Source organism: Alloalcanivorax venustensis ISO4, assembly GCF_015356855.1.
Lineage (GTDB): Bacteria > Pseudomonadota > Gammaproteobacteria > Pseudomonadales > Alcanivoracaceae > Alloalcanivorax > Alloalcanivorax venustensis.
In genome coordinates this window covers 27,414-45,618 of sequence record NZ_ARXR01000003.1, presented here as the reverse complement: position 1 = coordinate 45,618, position 18,205 = coordinate 27,414, and the positions used below count along the sequence as shown (strand labels likewise).

Below are 18,205 nucleotides of genomic sequence, written 5' to 3'. Positions count from 1 at the left end.
CCACTATGAATGTCGCGGAGGACCGGATTCAACAAAGCCGTCGTGGCCAGCGGGCGCCGCGCCACGGGAGCGCTGAACCCGACCACGAGATTTTGATCATCGGCGCCGGCTTCGCCGGAATGGGCGCGGCCATCGAGCTTCTCAGCCGCGGCATGAAATCCTTATCGATCATCGAGCGTGCCGCCGATGTCGGCGGCACCTGGCGCGACAACCGCTACCCCGGCGTGGCGGTGGACATCACTTCTTTCGTCTACTCTTTTTCCTTCGAGCAGAATCCGAACTGGTCGCGGGTCTTCGCGCCGGGTGACGAGCTGCAGAACTACGCCCGCCGTGTGGCCAGCAAATACGGCCTCTATCCCTACATACGTTTCGGCGTCAGCGTGAAGCGTGCCGAGTTCGATGAAGGCGAGCACTTGTGGCGGGTGACAACCGACAAGGGATGTGTCACCGCACGCCACCTAGTGTCCGCCACCGGCGGGTTGATCTCGCCGAAGATGCCGGATATCGAAGGGGTCGAGGATTTTCAGGGCGAGCGCATGCACACCGCGCGCTGGGACCACGAAGTGGATCTCACCGGCAAGCGGGTGGCGGTGATCGGTACCGGCGCCACCGCGGTGCAGCTGATTCCCGAAATCGCCCCGCGGGTGGCGCATCTGGATGTCTATCAGCGCACGCCCATCTGGGTACTCAAGAAACCGGATGTCCGTATGCCCGGCTGGATGCGCACCGTCTTTCGTTGGTCGAGCCTGGCCCAGCAGGGAGTACGTACCACCACCGATGCGCTGACCGAATCGTTGATGATCATCGCGGCGGTTTACTATCGGCGCTTTCCCTGGCTGGTGCAATGGGCCCAGCGCGCCGGCGTCAACAACATGCGCGAGCAATTGCCCGATAACCCGGAGTTATGGGGCAAATTAACCCCGCGATATGGCTTCGGCTGTAAGCGGCCGACATTTTCCAACAACTACTTTTCCACCTTCAGCCGTAGCAACGTCGATCTGATCACCACCCCTATCCAACGCATCACTCCCAAGGGCATCGAGACCATCGACGGCATTGAGCACGAGATCGATGTGCTGATCCTGGCGACCGGCTACAAGGTTTTCGAAAAGGGCAATCTGCCCTCCTATGAAGTCGTGGGACGCGGCGGTGTGGATCTGGGCGAATTCTGGGAGCGGAACCGTTACCAGGCCTATGAGGGCCTGACAGTACCCGGCTACCCCAATCTCTACATCATGCTGGGTCCATACGCGCTGATTGGTTCATCCTATTTCAAAATGGTCGAGGGTAACGCCATTCACGTGGCGCGCTGCATCCAGGCCGCCCGAAAGCGGGACGCGACTTGCGTGGAGATTCGTCAAGACGTGCACGATCGCTACTTCCGGAATATCCAACGACGCCAACAAGGGACGGTGTTCCTTAACCACAATTGCGCGGCCTCTAACAGCTATTACTTCGATCATCATGGCGACGCGCCCATGCTTCGACCTTCTACCTCTTTCGAGATGCTTTGGCGAGCGAAACACCTGCCCATGGCTCATTACCATTTCAAAAAGGCCTATCCGGCAGGATGGCTATCAGATGACTCAAGGCTGACGTCCAACAGCAGGCCTTTTCCCGGAGATGATACCGTTGCGGAGGTTATTCGCCGATGACGACTCATGAGGAAACAACACCGGTGCTGGTCGGCGCCGGCCAGATCAGCGCGCGCGAACCGGATACCGAGCGCACCCCCATAGGCCTGGTCGCCGAGGCTGCCCGAGCCGCGGCGGCGGACTGCGGTGTGACCGGGGTTCTGGGTCAGATCCAGTCGTTAACGTGTCTCAACATATTGGCGCCGTCTTATTCCGATGCCCCGTCCACCCTGGCGCGGCATCTGGGCATCGACCCCGGCGAGCGCTTCTACACACCCATAGGCGGGAACATGGGTCAATGGCTGGTCGGTTACTATGCCGATCGCATCGCCGCCGGTGGTCTCGATTGTATCTTGATCGCGGGCGGCGAGGCGCTTGCCACACAGATGCGCGGCAAGGGCGCCGGCCTGTCCGGAGTGCTGGACACCGCCACCGGCGAGGGTCCGCGACTGCTCGGCGATGACCGCGAGCCGACCAATTCGGCGGAACAACGCCACGGGCTCAATCTGCCCATCCAGATTTATCCGTTGTTCGAGCAGGCGCTGCGGGGCCGCTACGGCCTTAACCCAGTCGAGCACCGACGAATGCTGGGCGAATTCTATGCCCGATTCAACGCCGTCGCGGTCGACAATCCGCGAGCCTGGCGCCGCGAACCCTTATCGGCGGCCGACATCGCCGAGCGCTCACCCAAAAATCGCATGGTCGGCGCGCCCTACACCAAGCACATGAACGCCCTCATCGCGGTGGATCAGGCCGCCGCGCTGGTGATGATGTCGGCGGCCAAGGCCCGGCGGCTGGGCATCGAGCCTGAACGCTGGGTGTACCCCCTGGCCGCGGCAAACGGCCACGATCACTGGTTCGTCTCCCAGCGGGCGGATCTGTCCCGCTCGCCGGCGATCACCGCCTGCGGCGAGCGGCTGGCCGCGACCAGCGGACTCGGGATCGACGCGATCGATCACCTGGACCTGTACAGCTGTTTCCCCAGCGCTGTACAGATGGCGCGCGATGCGCTGGGTATCTCCGTGCATGATCCCCGGCCACTGACCGTCACAGGTGGCTTGGCTTACCATGGCGGGCCCGGCAACAACTATTGCACCCACGCCATCGCCGAGATCATGAACCGTATCCGCGCCGACCGAAGCACCAACGGATTGGTCAGCGGCGTGGGCTGGTACATGAGCAAGCATTCGCTGGGGCTCTACGGCGGAAGACCGCCCGTCGGCGGTTGGCGGCCGATCGATCCGGCCGGACTGCAAGCCGAGATCGACGCCGGCCCCATCGTGGACGTGGTGGAGCAGGCGCAGGGCAAGGCCCGCATCGAGACCTACACTGTCATGCACGACCGCGCCGACCGCCCGGTCCAGGGTATTGTGCTGGGCCGCCTGAGCGATGGCCGGCGCTTTGTTGCCAACACTCCCACCGACACGGACCTGCTCGATGCCATGACGAACGAGGAATTTCTCAATCGCACGGGCCGCGTGCACCACGATGGCAAACGCAACCTATTTACCCCGGAGGGGTGAGCGCAAGGGGGAGACGATAATGAGCATCGCGTCCGAAGCCCAGTTCGACCAAGCGCGCGTAGCCGAACGCATGCGTGACATTCGCGAGGCCACCCGCGTCGTGAGCGAAGGCTTTTCCCGGGAATACATGCGCGAATGCATCGATAATCACCGATTCCCTCAGGAGGCCTGGGAAGCGCTGGGCGAATATGGGCTGCTTGGCATCACCATTCCCGAGGACCTGGGGGGCTCGGGCGGCGGCCAGGTGGAACTAGTCGCGCTGATGGAAACGCTGGCCGAGGCCGGGCTGGTGCTGCCCATGCTGTTGCTCACTGGGTTTGCGCGAGTGCCGATCATCCGCAATGGCACACCCGGGCAAATAGAGCGGTTCGTCAAGCCGACAATCAGCGGGGCCGAGAAACTGTGCTTCGCAATCACCGAGCCGGATGCCGGGACCAACAGCTTCGCGATGTCCACGCTGGCGACACCGGATGGTGACGGCTATCGGCTGACCGGGCGCAAGGTTTTTATTTCCGGTGCGGCGGACGCCGATCGAATGCTGGTCGTGGCCCGCACCCAAAAAGCCGGCGAAGTCAAACGACGCACCGAGGGTATGTCCTTGTTCGTGGTGGATACCGACGCGCCCGGCGTGGAACTACAGCCCCTGAATATCGACGTCGGTTGGCCGGAGCGGCAATACCTGGTTTTTTTCGATGACGTCAAACTCGACGCGGGTCGCTTGATCGGCAACCCGGGACAGGGCCTGGCCGGAATGTTCGAGGCGCTGAATTCGGAGCGCCTGCTGGTCACCGCCATGTCCGTGGGCCTGGGCAATTACGCTCTCAAAAAGGCAGTGGCCTACGCCAACGAACGCAAACCTTTCGGCACCCCCATCGGGGGTTATCAGGCTATACAGCACCGGCTGGCCGAGGCCAAGGCCGAATTGGAGGCAGCACGGCTGATGATGATCCACGCGGCTGCGACGTTCGACGCCGGTGGCGATGCCGGTTCTCATGCCAACATGGCGAAATTGCTGGGTTCTCGCGCGGCGGTCAAAGCCGTCGAGGCCGCCCTGCAGACCCACGGCGGCTACGGTTTCGACCGGGACTACGACATCATCACGCTATGGCCTTCGGCACGGTTAATGGAGGTTGCACCAATCAACAACGAAATGCTGCTCAACTACATCGGAGAACATGTCCTTGGCTTACCCAAATCCTACTGAGACGCGTGACGTGATCGAGCGTGACGGATTCACTGCCCCGGACGGGCGGCAAATCGCGCTGTGGCGCTGGCCCGGATCGCGCGAACGCCCCACCCTGCATTGGGCCCATGCGACGGGCTTCCATAGCCAGGTTTACCGCTCGCTGCTCGACGAATTGGCTGACGATTGCAACGTGCTGGCCTGGGATATGCGGGGCCACGGGGCCAGCGCCGAGGCGGCCGATATTAAAACATTCCGCGGTTGGGAAACGTACTACGAAGACCTTGTCGCTTGGCTGGAAAGTCTGGATGAGCCTGTCTGGCTTGCGGGTCATTCGATCGGTGCCACGACCAGTATCATGGCCGCGGCCCGACGACCGGACAAGGTGCGGGGCTTGATCCTGGCGGAACCGGTGATCATGGATCCCTGGCAGGGCTGGCGATTGTGGTCGGCCAAGCTGCTACGCCAGTCACAGCGGTTTTCACTGGCCGCCGGAGCCGCACGTCGCCGCAGGGTGTTTGACTCGCGCGCCGCCGCACTGGAGAACTTTCGTGGCCGTGGTGGCTTCAGAACCTGGCCGGAAGCATGGCTGGAAAACTACGTTGAGCACGGCCTCGTGGCCCATGATGATCGTTTTCGCTTGGCCTGTACGCCGGAATGGGAAAGCACCACCTTTGCCCATACCGAACACAACCCCTGGCCCGCCGTCCGACGATTGCGGTGTCCGATGGTCGTACTGGCCGCGGAACGCGCCTCAACCTTCTCGCCAAGGGCGCGCCGGCGCCTACATGCCTTGCTACCCTCCGCCGAGTTGAACGTTCTGGCTGGAACAACCCATTTTCTGCCCATGGAGCGACCGGAAGTGGTGCGGGATGCAGTGCGACAAGCAATGCACGGTGATACCTAGAGGGTAAGGAGAAAAGCATGAAACACACAGCGGTGATCAGCGGCGTCGGCATGGTGCCGTTCGCGAAACCCGGCGCCAGCGCGCCCTACTACCAGATGGGTGCCGAGGCGGCGCGTCAGGCCCTGGCCGATGCCGGGCTGGACTACGCCAAGGTGGAGCAAGCCTACGTGGGCTATGTCTATGGCGATTCCACCTGCGGCCAGCGAGCGCTCTATCCAATCGGCATGACCGGCATTCCCGTGATCAACGTCAACAACAATTGTTCCACCGGCTCGACCGCCCTGTTCCTGGCGCGCCAGGCGGTGGAGTCCGGCGCCGCCGACTGCGTGATCGCCCTGGGCTTCGAGCAAATGAAGCCGGGAGCGCTGGGCAGCTACTACAACGACCGGCCGACCCCCTTCGAACCCTTTGACCGGATCTGCGAGGACCTGGTGGGACAGCCCGAGGTGCCGCTGGCGATCCGCTATTTTGGCGGCGCGGGCATGGCGCACATGGACAAGTACGGCACCAAGGCGGAGACCTTCGCCAAAATACGCGCTAAGGCGAGCCGGCATGCCGCGCGCAACCCGGTGGCGCTGTTCCGCAAGGAAGTGACAGTGGAGGAAGTGATGGACTCCCCGGTGTTGATCGGCCCAATGACCCGCCTGATGGCCTGCCCGCCGACCTGCGGCGCGGCGGCGGCCATCGTCTGCTCCGAAGCCTTCGCCAGGGCCAACGCTCTCGATCACCGAGTGCGCATCCTGGCGCAGGCGATGACCACCGACACACCGAGCACGTTCGAGGCGCGCAACATGATGCAACTGGTCGGCTATGACATGACGCGCACCGCCGCCGATCAGGTTTACGAGACCGCTGGCATCGGTCCGGAGGAGCTCGACGCCGTGGAACTGCACGACTGCTTCGCCACCAACGAGCTGCTGACTTATGAAGCACTACGGCTGGCGCCGGAAGGTGGCGGCGAGCAGATGGTCGAGGACGGCGACAACACCCACGGTGGGCGCGTGGTTACCAACCCCTCGGGCGGGCTGCTTTCCAAGGGTCATCCATTGGGCGCCACCGGGTTGGCGCAATGCACCGAGCTGGTCCAACAGCTGCGAGGACAGGCCGCGGACCGCCAGGTCGAAGGCGCGCGCATTGCGCTCCAACACAATCTCGGCCTGGGCGGCGCCTGCGTGGTGACGATGTACCAGGCCACCTGAAGAGGACGAACTATGATCGACACTAAACACATCGGGCTGCGCCTGCCGACCGTCAGCTTCGAGGTCGAGAAGGGGCGGTTACGTTTTTTCGCCAAAGCCACCGGCGAAACGCGGCCCGAGTACCTCGACGAGTCTGCGGCCCGGGCAGCCGGCTACCGTAGCCTGCCGGCACCACCAACCTTTCTGATGGGCGCCGACCTCGATGCCGGAACCATGACCACGTTGCTCGAAACGCTGAACGTGCCGATCGGACGCATCCTGCACGGCGAGCAAAGCTTCACCTATCACGCGCCGGTATGTGCCGGCGACGTGCTCAGCGTCGAGTCAAAGATTAGCGACATCTACGGCAAGAAGAGCGGTGCGCTCGAATTCATCGTCAAGGATTCGCTGATCAAGGACGCGACTGGCGAGACCGTGCTCGAGGCACGCAGCGTGATCGTCGTCCGCAACCCGCAGGAGAACGCAGCATGAACGCCCCCACTCGTGACCAGGTCAAGGTCGGCCAGGCGCTTCCGCCACTCGAGCTTCCGCCCATCACGCGCGCGACGCTGGCACTGTTCGCCGGCGCCTCGGGTGACCACAACCCGATCCACATTGACATCGACTTTGCCAAGGCCTCTGGCATGCCGGACGTGTTCGCGCACGGCATGCTGCCGATGGCCTATTTGGGCCGCTTTCTGACCCAGTGGGCACCGCAGACCCGGCTGCGCCGGTTCTCGGTCCGCTTCGCCGCCATCACGCCAGTCGGCGCACGGCTGAGTTGCACCGGCAAGATCGTTGAAATCACCGAGGACGGCCACGAAACACTGGCCCGGCTCGAGATCGGCGTGGTCGATAAACAGGGTGAAGTCAAGCTCGCCGGCGACGCCCTGGTGGCGCTGGCCTGAAACACGTCCTTTCCATCACCAACAAAGCAGGACTGCGTATGAAACTTCAAGATAAAGTGGCCATCGTCAGCGGCTCAGGGCGCGGGATAGGCCGGGAAATCGCCCTCAAACTCGCCGCCGAAGGCGCCAGCGTGGTAGTCAACGATCTTGATGCCGCCCCGGCGGAGGAAACGGTCGCGGCGATCAAGGACGCCGGCGGCAGGGCCGTGGCCTGCATCGGCAGCGTGACACAGGAGGATTTTGCCGAACGCTTTGTGAACACGGCAATCGAACAGCTGGGCGGTCTGGACATCATCGTCAACAACGCCGGCTACACCTGGGACAACGTGATTCAGAAAATGAGCGATGAGCAGTGGCAGGCGATCATGGACGTGCACGCCACGGCGCCCTTTCGCATTCTGCGCGCGGCCTCCGAATACTTTCGCGTGCAGGCCAAGAAAGAAGCCGCCGAAGGGCGCGAGGTATTCCGTAAGGTGGTCAACATCGCCTCGATCGCCGGCACCGGCGGCAACGCTGGACAGGCCAACTATTCGGCCGCCAAGGCGGCGGTGATCGGCCTGACCAAGGCGATGTCCAAGGAATGGGGCAGGCTCAAGGTGAACGTCAACTGCGTGGCCTTCGGACTGATCAAAACGCGCCTCACAGAGGCGGAAGCAGGCTCTGATGCGAGCATCGATGTGGAAGGCCGCAAGATCAAGGTGGGCGTCAACCCCGATCTGCTCAAGACCATGGAGGCCATGGTGCCGCTCGGTCGCGCCGGCACGCCGGCCGAGGCCGCCGGGGCCGTCTATCTGTTTTGCACTCCGGAGTCGAACTACATCAGCGGTCAGACGCTGCTCTGTGGCGGCGGGTTCTCAATGTGAGGCCATGGACACCATGACGTTTAATCAATCACCCTGGATGGACGAAGAACTAACGCTGTTCCGCGACAACGTCCGGAAGTTCATCGCCACCGAAATCACCCCCTTCGAAGAACACTGGGACTCCCAGCAGCACGTCGAGCGCACGCTGTGGACAAGGGCAGGCGCCGCCGGCCTCCTGTGCACCGACGTGCCGGAGAAATACGGCGGGGCGGGGGGAAGCTTCGCCCATGAGGCCGTGATCCTCCAGGAGCAGGCCCGTGCCGGCAATACCAGTTGGGCCAAGGGCGTTCATGAGATCGTCAGCCACTACATCGTCAGCTGCGGCACGCCGGAGCAGAAGCATCGCTGGCTTCCCAAGCTCGCCTCCGGCGAGTGGGTGGGGGCCATTGCCATGACCGAGCCGGGCACCGGCTCGGATCTACAGGCCGTGCGCACGCGGGCCGAACGCCAAGGCGAGAACTATGTGGTCAACGGGTCGAAAACCTTCATCTCCAACGGCCATCACTGCGGCCTGCTGATCGTCGTCTGCAAGACCAATCCGGCCGAGGCCGCCAGGGGCGTCTCGCTGCTGGTCGTCGAACAGCCGGGCGAGCAGCCCGGCTTCCGCCGCGGCCGGCTTCTGCACAAGATCGGCCAGAAAGGTCAGGACACCGCTGAGTTGTTCTTCGATGATCTGCGGGTGCCGGCCGAGAACCTACTCGGCGGCGAAGAGGGCCAGGGCTTCTACCAACTTATGAACCAACTGCCACGCGAGCGCTTGATCATCGGCCTCGGCGCCATCGCTGCCGCCGAGGCGGCCCTGGAGCACACCTTGGCCTACGTGCGCGAGCGCAAGGCCTTCGGCAAGCGTCTGCTCGACTTCCAGAACACGCGCTTCCGGCTCGCCGAGCGGCGCACCGAAGTGACTCTCGGCCAAGTGTTCATCGACCACTGCATCCAGCGCCTGATCGCCGGCGCACTCGACGCGGAGACGGCCTCAATGGCCAAATGGTGGTGCACGCAAAAGCAGTGCGAGATCGTCGACGAGTGCCTTCAATTCTTCGGCGGCTACGGCTACATGCTCGAGTATCCCATCGCGCGCTTGTACGCCGACGCCCGGGTACAGAAGATCTACGGCGGCACCAACGAGATCATGAAGGAGCTGATTGCGCGGGGGCTCGATTGAATGCGATTCACGTCACCGGGCTTCCGTCAGCCGGATGGCGATATCGCCAGTCCCCGGGGCCGCCGCCGCTGGCGTTGACCCCACCTCGCGATAGATGCGCCCGTGGTTGACGTTCTCCATGATCAGCCGGGAGCCGGCCGGATCCTATACAAGATTGACAGGTCGGTAACAGCCAGAGCGCGCAAGGCATTTCCAACAGCCCGCTAACCGTGCCGGGCGACACCTTTCCAGTATTTCTCCTCAAGCTGCTTTTTCGGTAGCTTGCCGGCCAAGTTGCGGGGCAGCTCGCCAAAGTCCACGATCTTCGGCAGCTTGAAACCGTACAACCCCTCCGTCTTGCAGTGCTCGATGATCTCCTTGCGAGTGGCCTGCTGGTGCTCTTTGAGCTCAATTACCGCCGCCGGCACCTCGCCCAGGTCCTTGTCCGGCGCCCGCACCACGGCAACGTCAAGAACCGCCGGATGCCGCTTGATAACCGTCTCGATCTCATTGGGGAAAAGATTCACCCCGCCGGAGATGATCATTTCCTTGATCCGCGAAGTCAGGTACAGAAAACCATCCTCGTCCACATAACCAATCAGACCATCGTCGTACCAGAGCTTGCCCTCGACCCCGATATAATTCTCCTTCATCTTCTCTTCGCTGAGGCCGACGTAGTTCAGCGCAAGGGCCATCGGGGAGCGCACGAGCACCTTCCCTTCCTTGCCGGGTGGGGTCCAGGTGCCGGTCTCCTCGTCATAGATCCGGCATTCCGCCGCCCGCAGCTTGCCAACGCTGTCGTAGCGCTTTGGGTTCTCCTGGTAGTCCTCGCTGGCGAGAACGCTGATCAGGCCGCTCTCCGAAGCGCCGTAGTATTCATGGAAGACATCATCCGACGCTCCCTGGCGGCGGAACAGCGTGTTGATCTCGCGCTTGACCTTGGGCGGACAAGGCGCCGCCGCGCAAATGATTACCCGCATGCTGGAAAGGTCGTATTGGGACTTCAGAGCCTCGGGCAGTGCCAGGATGCGCTCGAGCATGGTCGGGGCGACGAAGGTCCAGTTGATACGCTCGTCCTGAATAAGTTTAAGCATGAGCTCGGGATCGAACTTGCTCATGGGCACCGCGGTGCCGCCGAGAAAGAACGGCAACACCGCGATCTGTACCCCGGCATGATACAGCGGCCCCGGAATCAGCGTGCGGATGTTGTTGCTGATCGGATCCCGGATTTTGCCGATCTTGTAGAAATGAAAGGCCGATATCTGCATCAACCCCAACCGGGTCACCTCCTCCTTGGAGGCGCCCCGCCGCGCCTCGGCCGAATCCGATGTCAGCCGGTCCCGGTCGATGTTGATGTATTTCGGCGTCCCTGTGGTACCGCCGCTGTAGGTCTTTGGGGCCATGCCCAGCTTGCCGCTTGGGAGTATGGACCGGCTGTCCCGGATCAGTGACTCGTAGGCGATCATACCCTCGGGCAACTCGTCAGCATCAACCACGATGAAGTGTTCGACGGTGGTCAACTGATCACGAACCGACTGTACCGGTTCCACAAAGGCGCCCCCCAATACCAGAGCCTTTGGCGAGGCCTTGTTGATACATTCCGCCAACTCCTTGGGCTGGAGATGCCAATTGAGCATCGGCATGGGATTGTCCCTGAGCGTACAAGCCAGCATCAATTCGAACCATGGCGCGCCGTTGTGCATCACCTCGGCCACCGCCTCGCCTTCGCCGATACCCAGCCGGTGCAGGCCATTGGTCAGGCGGAGAACTCGATCCCTGAATTGACCGAAGGTGACCCGACGATCACCGTCGACAATCGCCTCACGATCTCCCCAATGCTCCCATAGAGCAAGCAGGAATTGCCGCGGAAGCTCCTGTCGCTTAAGCCGGCTACGCCACGCGGCCCGGACGCCACCAATCGCCAACGCGCCCCAACCAAACTGGCCCAAAATCTCCCTGAGGGCCGCACGGGCTTCGGGCATTGCTTTCAGCTGGGCTATAGCGGACATTTCGAAGATCTCCTGACTGGTGTTATGTTGTTATGGCAGGCGCGAGACGGGGTTGGTAACCCGCCCGTTTCCGTGGTTTCCACCGAACCGGACGCGCGCGAAACTGGACCGCAACCCGTTCAAACTCGTCGACGATTTCGGTGTTGTCGAAACGCTTAAAAGTTCCTCCCACAGGATGCGCGGTTGCAATTAGGCCAGCCGGCTGTCTATGCAACGGTGGAAGTTTCAGCAGCACCATCTGTTCCCGACCATGGTTGCGTGACAGCAGCCTAGCGAGGTCATTTTTTGACAATACGGGGTCATTTGGAGACACCCTATGAGAGGCATGACGGCGAACCGGCTACAGGGCTCGCAATTCCTTCTTCAGAATCTTGCCCACCGGATTGCGGGGAATGGCGTTGATCAGTTTCATCTTTTCCGGCAGCTTGTAGACACTCATGCCCTGCTCCCTCAAGTAGTCGTTGATTTCCTCCAGGGTCGGCGGGTTATCCTCGTCAACAGGCACCACGCAGATACAGATCCGCTCGCCCATGATCTCGTCCGGTTGGGGTATGACCGCGACGTCCCGTACCTTGCCGAAGCCCAGCACCGCGTTCTCCACCTCCACACTGGAGATATTGTAACCACCCCGAATCACGATGTCCTTCTTGCGGTCATAGAACCCTAGGTGCCTGTCATCCCGCACGATGAAAAGGTCGCCGGTGCGGAAAAAGCCGTCATAAGTGAACGAAGCCGCGGTAATATCCGGGCGCTGAAAGTAGCCCGCGAACACACCCGGGCTGCGATAGCAAAGCTCGCCGATGCCACCTGGTTCGGTTATCTCCTCATCCTCATCGCCGAGAATTTTCAGCTCGACCCCGCTGACGCCGGAAGGCCATTGGACTCCTGCCTTGCCCCACCAGGGCAGGTGATCCACCCGCATCTCCAGGTCCGGCACATCGGCCGGGCCGGCTACCAGACTGGTGCCCTCGTTCTGGCCCCAGATGTTGACGATCTCGATGCCCCAGCGGCGCTTGAACTCCTGCATCGACCAGGCCGAGGGGGGCGCCGAACCAGTGGTGATGGTCCTCACGCTGGAGAGATCCAGCTGGTCCACGTTGGGCAGCTTGACAATCATGTTCAGCATTGCCGGTACCAGAATCGTGTACTCGATGTGCTCCTCGGTCAGCTGGCGCAACAGGATTTCCGGCGTAATCGGGTGATGCAGCACCAGGGTGCCCCCCGCCGCCAGCCAGGGGAGGTAGTTCACCCCTACCGCCGTCATGTTCACCAGCGGTGCCACACACAGGATACGGTCACCCTCGCGCAGGCCACAGGTGGTGAACACCAGGTTGGTCATGTACTCCCAGTTGTTGTGGCTCATGGGGCAGCCCTTGGGGTTTGACTCAGTGCCCGAAGTCCAGCACAGGGTGAAGATGTCATTGGCATCCACCGGCACCTCCGGGACCCGGCCCGGATCTCCATGGGCGATATCGGTCAGCGCCGCCAGACCAATGTAGTGCTCGAAGCCCAGCTCCTGCCCCAGGGCCCGGTAATCAAAGCCGTGGAAGCTTTCCACCGAGGCGTAGAATCTGGCGCCGGTGATCTCTTTCACATAGCCCACATCCTTGCTTCGCCATTGCAGGGGCAACGCGGAAAGCAGACCGCCGGCCTTGGCCGCCGCCAGATAGAGCATGGCCAGCTCCCAGATGTTCGGCAACTGCGCCACCAGTAGGTCGTCCTTGCCGAAGCCCCGGCGTGCCAGCTCGGCGGCGGTGGCGTCCACGGCCCGACCAAACTCGGCCCAGCTGAGCCGCTGGGGCGGTGTGCCGACCAGCTCGTCACGATTGGGTGGATCCACCACCGCTTCCCGGTCCGGGTAGGCGGCACGATTGGCGGCAAAGCGATCCAGCAGGGTTCTGTCACCCCAGTAGCCTTTATCGGAGTATGCCTCGATCAGTTCAGGTTCGTGTAAGATCATTTACCCTATTCCTCCAAGCTTATTGGCCCCAACCGAGTCCGCGCTCGCTCGCCTTGTGGTTCATGGACGGCATCCGCGAGCGGCGGGTCGGGTCTCGCCGGCGCTCACCGCCGACTCTACGGGCTTGCCGCCTCCTCCAGCGCCTGCACCGCGCGTTGCTCGGATGACGGGAGTTGTTCGGCATGGACGACAAGCGCCCGCCAGTCAAGCTGATCGGCGGCGGCATATGTAGCAAGACGGCTCCAGGCGTTGGCGCAGTCGAGCAGGACGTCGGCGGCACGGGCAAAGGATCGATCGCCCGTGAGGCGGGCAACCTCGGCGCAGAATTCCGCTTCGAGGCGGCGGAACAAGCCACCGCCTGTGCCGGCTTTCTCGACGAAGACCGGTAAGACCCTTAGCGATGCGTTAAGCTGGTCATCAGTCAGTCTATCTCCCCAGGTGGCCAGATCGTCGACGAAGATATTGACGCCCTTCAGGCCGGAGGCGACCACACCATCGGCGGGCAGGTCCGCCGGATCGAACAGCGTCGCATCCGTGCCGCGCATATTGCGCGCCGCGCTTGCCGCTGCATCGCGCGCCACCGGCAGTAGCTCAGGCAGCCGATCAGGAAAGCGTATCGGGTAAGTCGCGTGGCGATTGGGATCGGGAAAGCCATGGGAGGCACGAGCTCGCGCCAGAGCTTTTAGGGGGACTTCCTGCACCTCCTCGCGATCGTTATCCACCACCCGGGCGACGCCGCGCCTCTCGTCGTAGCCGATGACGACGATGTCATGACGGGTGTTGGATAAACGTACCCTGAGATACGGCAGCTCGGCGATGTCAGCCCAGATCATCACGGGACGGCCGGCGTCGATTTCGTCGGCGACCCAGCGCCAACCCTCGTCGGGATCGTCGGTTTGGCGACGCTCGGTTTCAATGCCGAGGCGGTGGCAGAAGTCGAGCTCCATGTCACCGTTGCGCCCTACCAGGTAGATGGGAGGCGTGAGCTCGGATACTCTCATATACATAAAGGACAACCCGCCACCGAGGCCGAACACGAGCCCCTCGCCCGGCGGCCCGTCCCAGCCAAGCCCGGCCCATTCCAACAGGTCGCGCAGTGCGCCCGAGCCGCAGTGCCCACCCATCCGGTGGGGATAGTTGGAGATTTGCACGCATTTCATTCCACTACTCCAGCTGTGTTCAAAGACCTGAGCCAACGCCGGTTGGCATACCGCGAGCTCACTCCGCCGACGAGGCGCGGATCGAGGCCTTTTTTAACCACCAACCTCTGGCAACGAATAGTCCTTGAACTGCTCGCGCAATTTGGCCTTCTGTAGCTTGCCGGTCGCCCCGTGCGGCAGTTCGTCGACGAATACCACGTCATCCGGCAGCCACCATTTCGCGACCCGCTGGCTCAGATAGTCGATCACGCCCTGCTTGTCGAGCTGGCTGTCCGGCTCGCGCACCACCACCAGAAGCGGCCGCTCGTCCCATTTCGGATGATGCACCGCTATGACCGCTGCCTCGGCGATCTCGGGATGGCCCACCGCTTCGTTCTCAAGGTCGATGGAACTGATCCACTCGCCTCCGGACTTGATCACGTCCTTGGTGCGGTCGACGATCTCCATGTAGCCTTCGGGGTCGATCTTGGAAACATCGCCGGTGCGGAACCAGCCCTCGCTGTCGAAGGCCTTGGCGCTGGCTTCAGGGTTTTCGTAGTAGCCGCTGATGATCGCCGGGCCGCGCACCAGCAGCTCACCGAAGGACTTGCCGTCCCGCGGCAGCGCTTGACCGTCGTCGTTGACGATCTTCATCTCCACCCCGAACACCGCACGCCCCTGCTTGGCCTTGATGTCGAACTGCCGATCAAGCGGCAGATCGGCGTCCTTGGGACGGATCATCGAAACCGTGCCGATCGGACTCATCTCGGTCATGCCCCAGCCCTGCAAGCCTTCGACGCCGTACTTCTCCTGGAATTCGCGCATCATCGCCCGTGGCGCGGCCGAGCCGCCGATAAGAACACGCTTGAGAGAGGTGAACTTCTGCTCGGTCTTACGCATATGACCAAGAAGCCCGAGCCACACGGTGGGCACACCCCAGGCCTCGGTGACGCCCTCGTTATTAATCAGCTCGGCCAGGCTCTCGCCATCGAGCTTCGGCCCCGGAAAGACGATCTTCGCGCCCACCATTGGCGCGAAGTAGGGGACGCCCCAGGCGTTAACGTGGAACATCGGCACCACCGGCAGCACGGCACTCTCCTCGCCCAGATTCATTCCGGGGATGGTCAACACCGAGAAGGCGTGCAGCAGCGTCGAGCGGTGCGAGTACAACACCCCCTTGGGATTGCCGGTGGTGCCGGAGGTATAGCAGAGCGACGAAGCGGTGTGCTCGTCGAACTCCGGCCAGGCCATTTCATCGGACTGCTCGCCGACCAATTCCTCGTAGCACATCACGTTGGGCAGCGAGGTTTCGGGCATATGAGCGCGGTCGGTCATGACGACGTAGCCCTTCACGCCTTCAAACAGACCTTGCAACTTCTCCAGCAATGGAACGAAGGTCAGATCAAGGAAAATGTACTGATCCTTGGCGTGATTGACGATGTAGCCGAACTGCTCGACCGGCAGACGCGGATTGATTGTGTGACAGATCGCCCCAATACCGGAGACCGCGTAATACAGCTCCAAGTGCCGATAGGTGTTCCAGGCCACCGTCGCGATGCGATCCCCTGCCTGGACGCCAAGCGACTTGAGCGCGTTGGCCAACTGGCGGCTACGCTTGGCCGCATCTTCGTAGTTGTAACGGTGCAGGCCGCCTTCCGGAGTCCGGGACACGATCTCCTGCTCTGGATAGCTGCCGGCCGCGTACTCGATGATCTGGGAAATCATCAAAGGCCGGTCCATCATTAATCCACGCATCTGTCTCTCCTCAATCAGTCGATTTTCTCTGGCGGTTTCTGTCGGATGGCGTATTCGGAACCGCAACAGTCGACAGAACAAAATAGTATTTTTGAGCGCACTGGAGGCCCCGCGATTGTAACCGGGCGTGGCCAAGGCCCCGAACGCACCGGGAAGACGGCGATCCTTGCTCGCCCATACCCTCCCGAGCGCACCAACGACGGCGCCCCAGAGCGGTCAAGGACCACTGTCCGCGCGATGTCCCGAGCCCGTGTGCTGCTCGCGAAACCGGAGCATCACGCCGCCAGTGGCCGGGCAGCTCCAAGGTGCCGAAAGTGGCCCAGATCCACGAGGACTTCCTCCGCACCGGGACCGGCAAGGCCAGAAGCGCACCATACCCACCGAACTGCGCGACTTTTCGCTGGAGCGGAAGGCGGCTGCTGGCGACGACAACACCGTAAAACCTTAAATTTTCATTGACTGATAAGCAATTTTTCGTATTGCCTCAAAACCAAGTCCAGCGCATTGTTTGTTCGACCAAACAAAGCATGCCAAATGCCACCCCCGAATAACAAAAAGGATGATTCCCTATGACAATAATCAGGTCTCACCATCAGTCCCGCAGATATCTTTTCCTCCCCAACGCGGGGCTTCGGGTCCGTCGTGCCTTGGCCGTTCTGATAGTCGTGCTGCTCCCATGCGAGGTAATGGCCGGAGCGGGCGATGCAGCAAGCACCTACGGCCTGGGCCCCATTCACGCCGGCTCGGCCCAGGCGTTCAGCGCTTTCCACAGCGGTGCTTGGGCCACCTACTACAACCCGGCGGCACTTGCGCGCTCGCCGGAAGGTGAACTCACAGTGGTCTTTCAGCACGGTGACCAGGAGTTGCGTGCCGAATCACTTGGCGGAGCCGCACCATTCGATCGCGAAAACGATGTGCTCACGGACCAGAGTTCGGAGTTACTGCTTCTTGGTATCAAGACCCGTGTCGCCGGCGCGGCGGACTTGGACACACCGATCTATCTTGGTATTAACGTCGGCGTGGATGAGTATGCCTCCAACGCGCTGCCCTTCGCGGCCAATACCAGTCAGGAAGGCCAGTTCCTGCGTTTTGAGTCGCAACCCTTGTATCTCGCTTTTGGTGGGGCGGTTAGCAACCTCCTGCGCGGCGTTGATATCGGTGCCTCGGCAAGACTCACGCTGGCGGCCCAGGCCCGCCTTGAAGCGGTCTCCGATCTGTCCGGCAATACCGACTCCGAAGAGCTCTCTCTGGAAGCCGAACCGACATTGACGCCCTCGCTGGGCATTAACGTCAACCTGAGCGATACGCTGTGCGGTTCGAGCGCCTGCCTGCCTTTCGCGCTTAAACCGGAGCTGGCGTTGTTCTATCGAGGGGAGTCGGAGTACGACGTCAGCGTGGACGCCAACGTGGTGATTCCCGGTGTCATACCCGAGCCGGGCCTTGATCTTGCGCTGGCCACTCTCGACACGTTCCAGCCCCAGGTATACGGAATCGGATTGCTGATGCCTTTAGGTAAGTTCGAGCTGGTTGCGGCTGTAGAGCGCCAGTATTGGTCCGATCTTGAGAGTGAATTCGCCGGTGACACGGTCAGGGACCAGGCTGGGCTGCGCTTTAATGACACCACCGTTCCCCGCATCGGCGTCCGTTACACGTGGTCGGACGCTCTTAAACTTTATGGGGGTGTGGCCGTCGAGGATTCCCCACTTCAATCGACCCGGTCCCAGGATGTCAACTTTCTCGACAGCGACCGTATCGTGGTCGGTGTTGGCGCCGATTACCGCCTGAAACGCGCGCCGATAATCAATATGCCCCTTGTGATGTCCCTGGCTTATCAATACCAGCAGCTTGATGAAAGAGAGTTCAACCTCACATCCATCAACTCGCCAACCAATCCCAACCCCTACGAGACCGTTCGCGTGGATGGCGACATACACGTCATCTCGGGTTCCCTGTCACTCAAATTCTAGACCGCGATGGCGGAGCTGAATTCAGGAGAGTAGAG

Annotated in this window: 14 protein-coding genes; 10 read left to right on the top strand and 4 right to left on the bottom strand. The window is 61.9% G+C overall.

Annotated elements, in window-relative coordinates:
- Window positions 1-5: 5 nt before the first annotated feature.
- From ISO4_RS02395 to ISO4_RS02355, 9 genes are read left to right on the top strand one after another with little or no spacing between them, the layout of a single operon-like run.
- A complete protein-coding gene (locus tag ISO4_RS02395) occupies window positions 6-1,655 on the top strand; it encodes a flavin-containing monooxygenase (protein ID WP_116028214.1) in 1,650 nt (549 codons plus the stop codon).
- Window positions 1,652-3,157, top strand: a complete 1,506-nt coding sequence (locus ISO4_RS02390) for an acetyl-CoA acetyltransferase (RefSeq protein ID WP_194855026.1) — start codon at window positions 1,652-1,654, stop codon at window positions 3,155-3,157. Before ISO4_RS02395 ends, ISO4_RS02390 begins: the two co-directional genes overlap by 4 nt.
- A 19-nt stretch (window positions 3,158-3,176) precedes the next feature.
- On the top strand, window positions 3,177-4,361 hold the full coding sequence (locus ISO4_RS02385; protein WP_089033102.1) for an acyl-CoA dehydrogenase family protein: 1,185 nt from the start codon (window positions 3,177-3,179) through the stop codon (window positions 4,359-4,361).
- 10 nt (window positions 4,362-4,371) lie between these two features.
- Window positions 4,372-5,247: an alpha/beta fold hydrolase gene (locus tag ISO4_RS02380; protein WP_232802237.1), complete on the top strand. Its 876-nt coding sequence runs from the start codon at window positions 4,372-4,374 to the stop codon at window positions 5,245-5,247.
- A 17-nt stretch (window positions 5,248-5,264) separates the two neighbouring features.
- Window positions 5,265-6,446, top strand: coding sequence for a lipid-transfer protein (locus tag ISO4_RS02375; RefSeq protein ID WP_116028215.1), 1,182 nt, complete (start codon window positions 5,265-5,267; stop codon window positions 6,444-6,446).
- Between the two features lie 12 nt (window positions 6,447-6,458).
- Complete coding sequence (locus ISO4_RS02370) at window positions 6,459-6,917, top strand: MaoC family dehydratase N-terminal domain-containing protein (protein ID WP_014994410.1); 459 nt, start codon at window positions 6,459-6,461, stop codon at window positions 6,915-6,917.
- Window positions 6,914-7,333, top strand: a complete 420-nt coding sequence (locus ISO4_RS02365) for a MaoC family dehydratase (protein ID WP_116028216.1) — start codon at window positions 6,914-6,916, stop codon at window positions 7,331-7,333. Before ISO4_RS02370 ends, ISO4_RS02365 begins: the two co-directional genes overlap by 4 nt.
- A gap of 38 nt (window positions 7,334-7,371) precedes the next feature.
- On the top strand, window positions 7,372-8,196 hold the full coding sequence (locus ISO4_RS02360; RefSeq protein ID WP_116028217.1) for an SDR family NAD(P)-dependent oxidoreductase: 825 nt from the start codon (window positions 7,372-7,374) through the stop codon (window positions 8,194-8,196).
- 4 nt (window positions 8,197-8,200) lie between these two features.
- A complete protein-coding gene (locus ISO4_RS02355) occupies window positions 8,201-9,361 on the top strand; it encodes an acyl-CoA dehydrogenase family protein (protein WP_194855025.1) in 1,161 nt (386 codons plus the stop codon).
- A 203-nt stretch (window positions 9,362-9,564) separates the two neighbouring features.
- On the opposite strand, the gene ISO4_RS02350 is transcribed toward ISO4_RS02355, so the two are convergent.
- The 4 genes from ISO4_RS02350 to ISO4_RS02335 form a co-directional block, all read right to left on the bottom strand.
- A complete protein-coding gene (locus tag ISO4_RS02350; RefSeq protein WP_142949003.1) occupies window positions 9,565-11,349 on the bottom strand; it encodes an AMP-binding protein in 1,785 nt (594 codons plus the stop codon).
- Window positions 11,350-11,689: 340 nt separating this feature from the next.
- Window positions 11,690-13,309 (bottom strand): class I adenylate-forming enzyme family protein, encoded by a 1,620-nt coding sequence (locus ISO4_RS02345; protein WP_142949004.1) that lies wholly within the window; start codon window positions 13,307-13,309, stop codon window positions 11,690-11,692.
- Between the two features lie 116 nt (window positions 13,310-13,425).
- Entirely contained in the window at window positions 13,426-14,469 is a 1,044-nt protein-coding gene (locus ISO4_RS02340; protein WP_142949005.1) for a BtrH N-terminal domain-containing protein, read from the bottom strand.
- Window positions 14,470-14,562: 93 nt separating this feature from the next.
- Window positions 14,563-16,203: a 3-(methylthio)propionyl-CoA ligase gene (locus tag ISO4_RS02335; protein ID WP_142949007.1), complete on the bottom strand. Its 1,641-nt coding sequence runs from the start codon at window positions 16,201-16,203 to the stop codon at window positions 14,563-14,565.
- Window positions 16,204-16,889: 686 nt separating this feature from the next.
- On the opposite strand from ISO4_RS02335, the gene ISO4_RS02330 reads away from it, so the two are divergent.
- Window positions 16,890-18,170 (top strand): OmpP1/FadL family transporter, encoded by a 1,281-nt coding sequence (locus ISO4_RS02330; protein ID WP_221929751.1) that lies wholly within the window; start codon window positions 16,890-16,892, stop codon window positions 18,168-18,170.
- The last annotated feature ends 35 nt before the right edge of the window (window positions 18,171-18,205 follow it).

Coding starts and splice junctions, on each gene's coding strand:
- ISO4_RS02395 (WP_116028214.1), top strand. CDS start 6: ATGAATGTCGCGGAGGACCGGATTCAACAAAGCCGTCGTGGCCAGCGG.
- ISO4_RS02390 (WP_194855026.1), top strand. CDS start 1,652: ATGACGACTCATGAGGAAACAACACCGGTGCTGGTCGGCGCCGGCCAG.
- ISO4_RS02385 (WP_089033102.1), top strand. CDS start 3,177: ATGAGCATCGCGTCCGAAGCCCAGTTCGACCAAGCGCGCGTAGCCGAA.
- ISO4_RS02375 (WP_116028215.1), top strand. CDS start 5,265: ATGAAACACACAGCGGTGATCAGCGGCGTCGGCATGGTGCCGTTCGCG.
- ISO4_RS02370 (WP_014994410.1), top strand. CDS start 6,459: ATGATCGACACTAAACACATCGGGCTGCGCCTGCCGACCGTCAGCTTC.
- ISO4_RS02365 (WP_116028216.1), top strand. CDS start 6,914: ATGAACGCCCCCACTCGTGACCAGGTCAAGGTCGGCCAGGCGCTTCCG.
- ISO4_RS02360 (WP_116028217.1), top strand. CDS start 7,372: ATGAAACTTCAAGATAAAGTGGCCATCGTCAGCGGCTCAGGGCGCGGG.
- ISO4_RS02355 (WP_194855025.1), top strand. CDS start 8,201: ATGGACACCATGACGTTTAATCAATCACCCTGGATGGACGAAGAACTA.
- ISO4_RS02350 (WP_142949003.1), bottom strand. CDS start 11,349: ATGTCCGCTATAGCCCAGCTGAAAGCAATGCCCGAAGCCCGTGCGGCC.
- ISO4_RS02345 (WP_142949004.1), bottom strand. CDS start 13,309: ATGATCTTACACGAACCTGAACTGATCGAGGCATACTCCGATAAAGGC.
- ISO4_RS02340 (WP_142949005.1), bottom strand. CDS start 14,469: ATGAAATGCGTGCAAATCTCCAACTATCCCCACCGGATGGGTGGGCAC.
- ISO4_RS02335 (WP_142949007.1), bottom strand. CDS start 16,203: ATGCGTGGATTAATGATGGACCGGCCTTTGATGATTTCCCAGATCATC.
- ISO4_RS02330 (WP_221929751.1), top strand. CDS start 16,890: ATGGCCGGAGCGGGCGATGCAGCAAGCACCTACGGCCTGGGCCCCATT.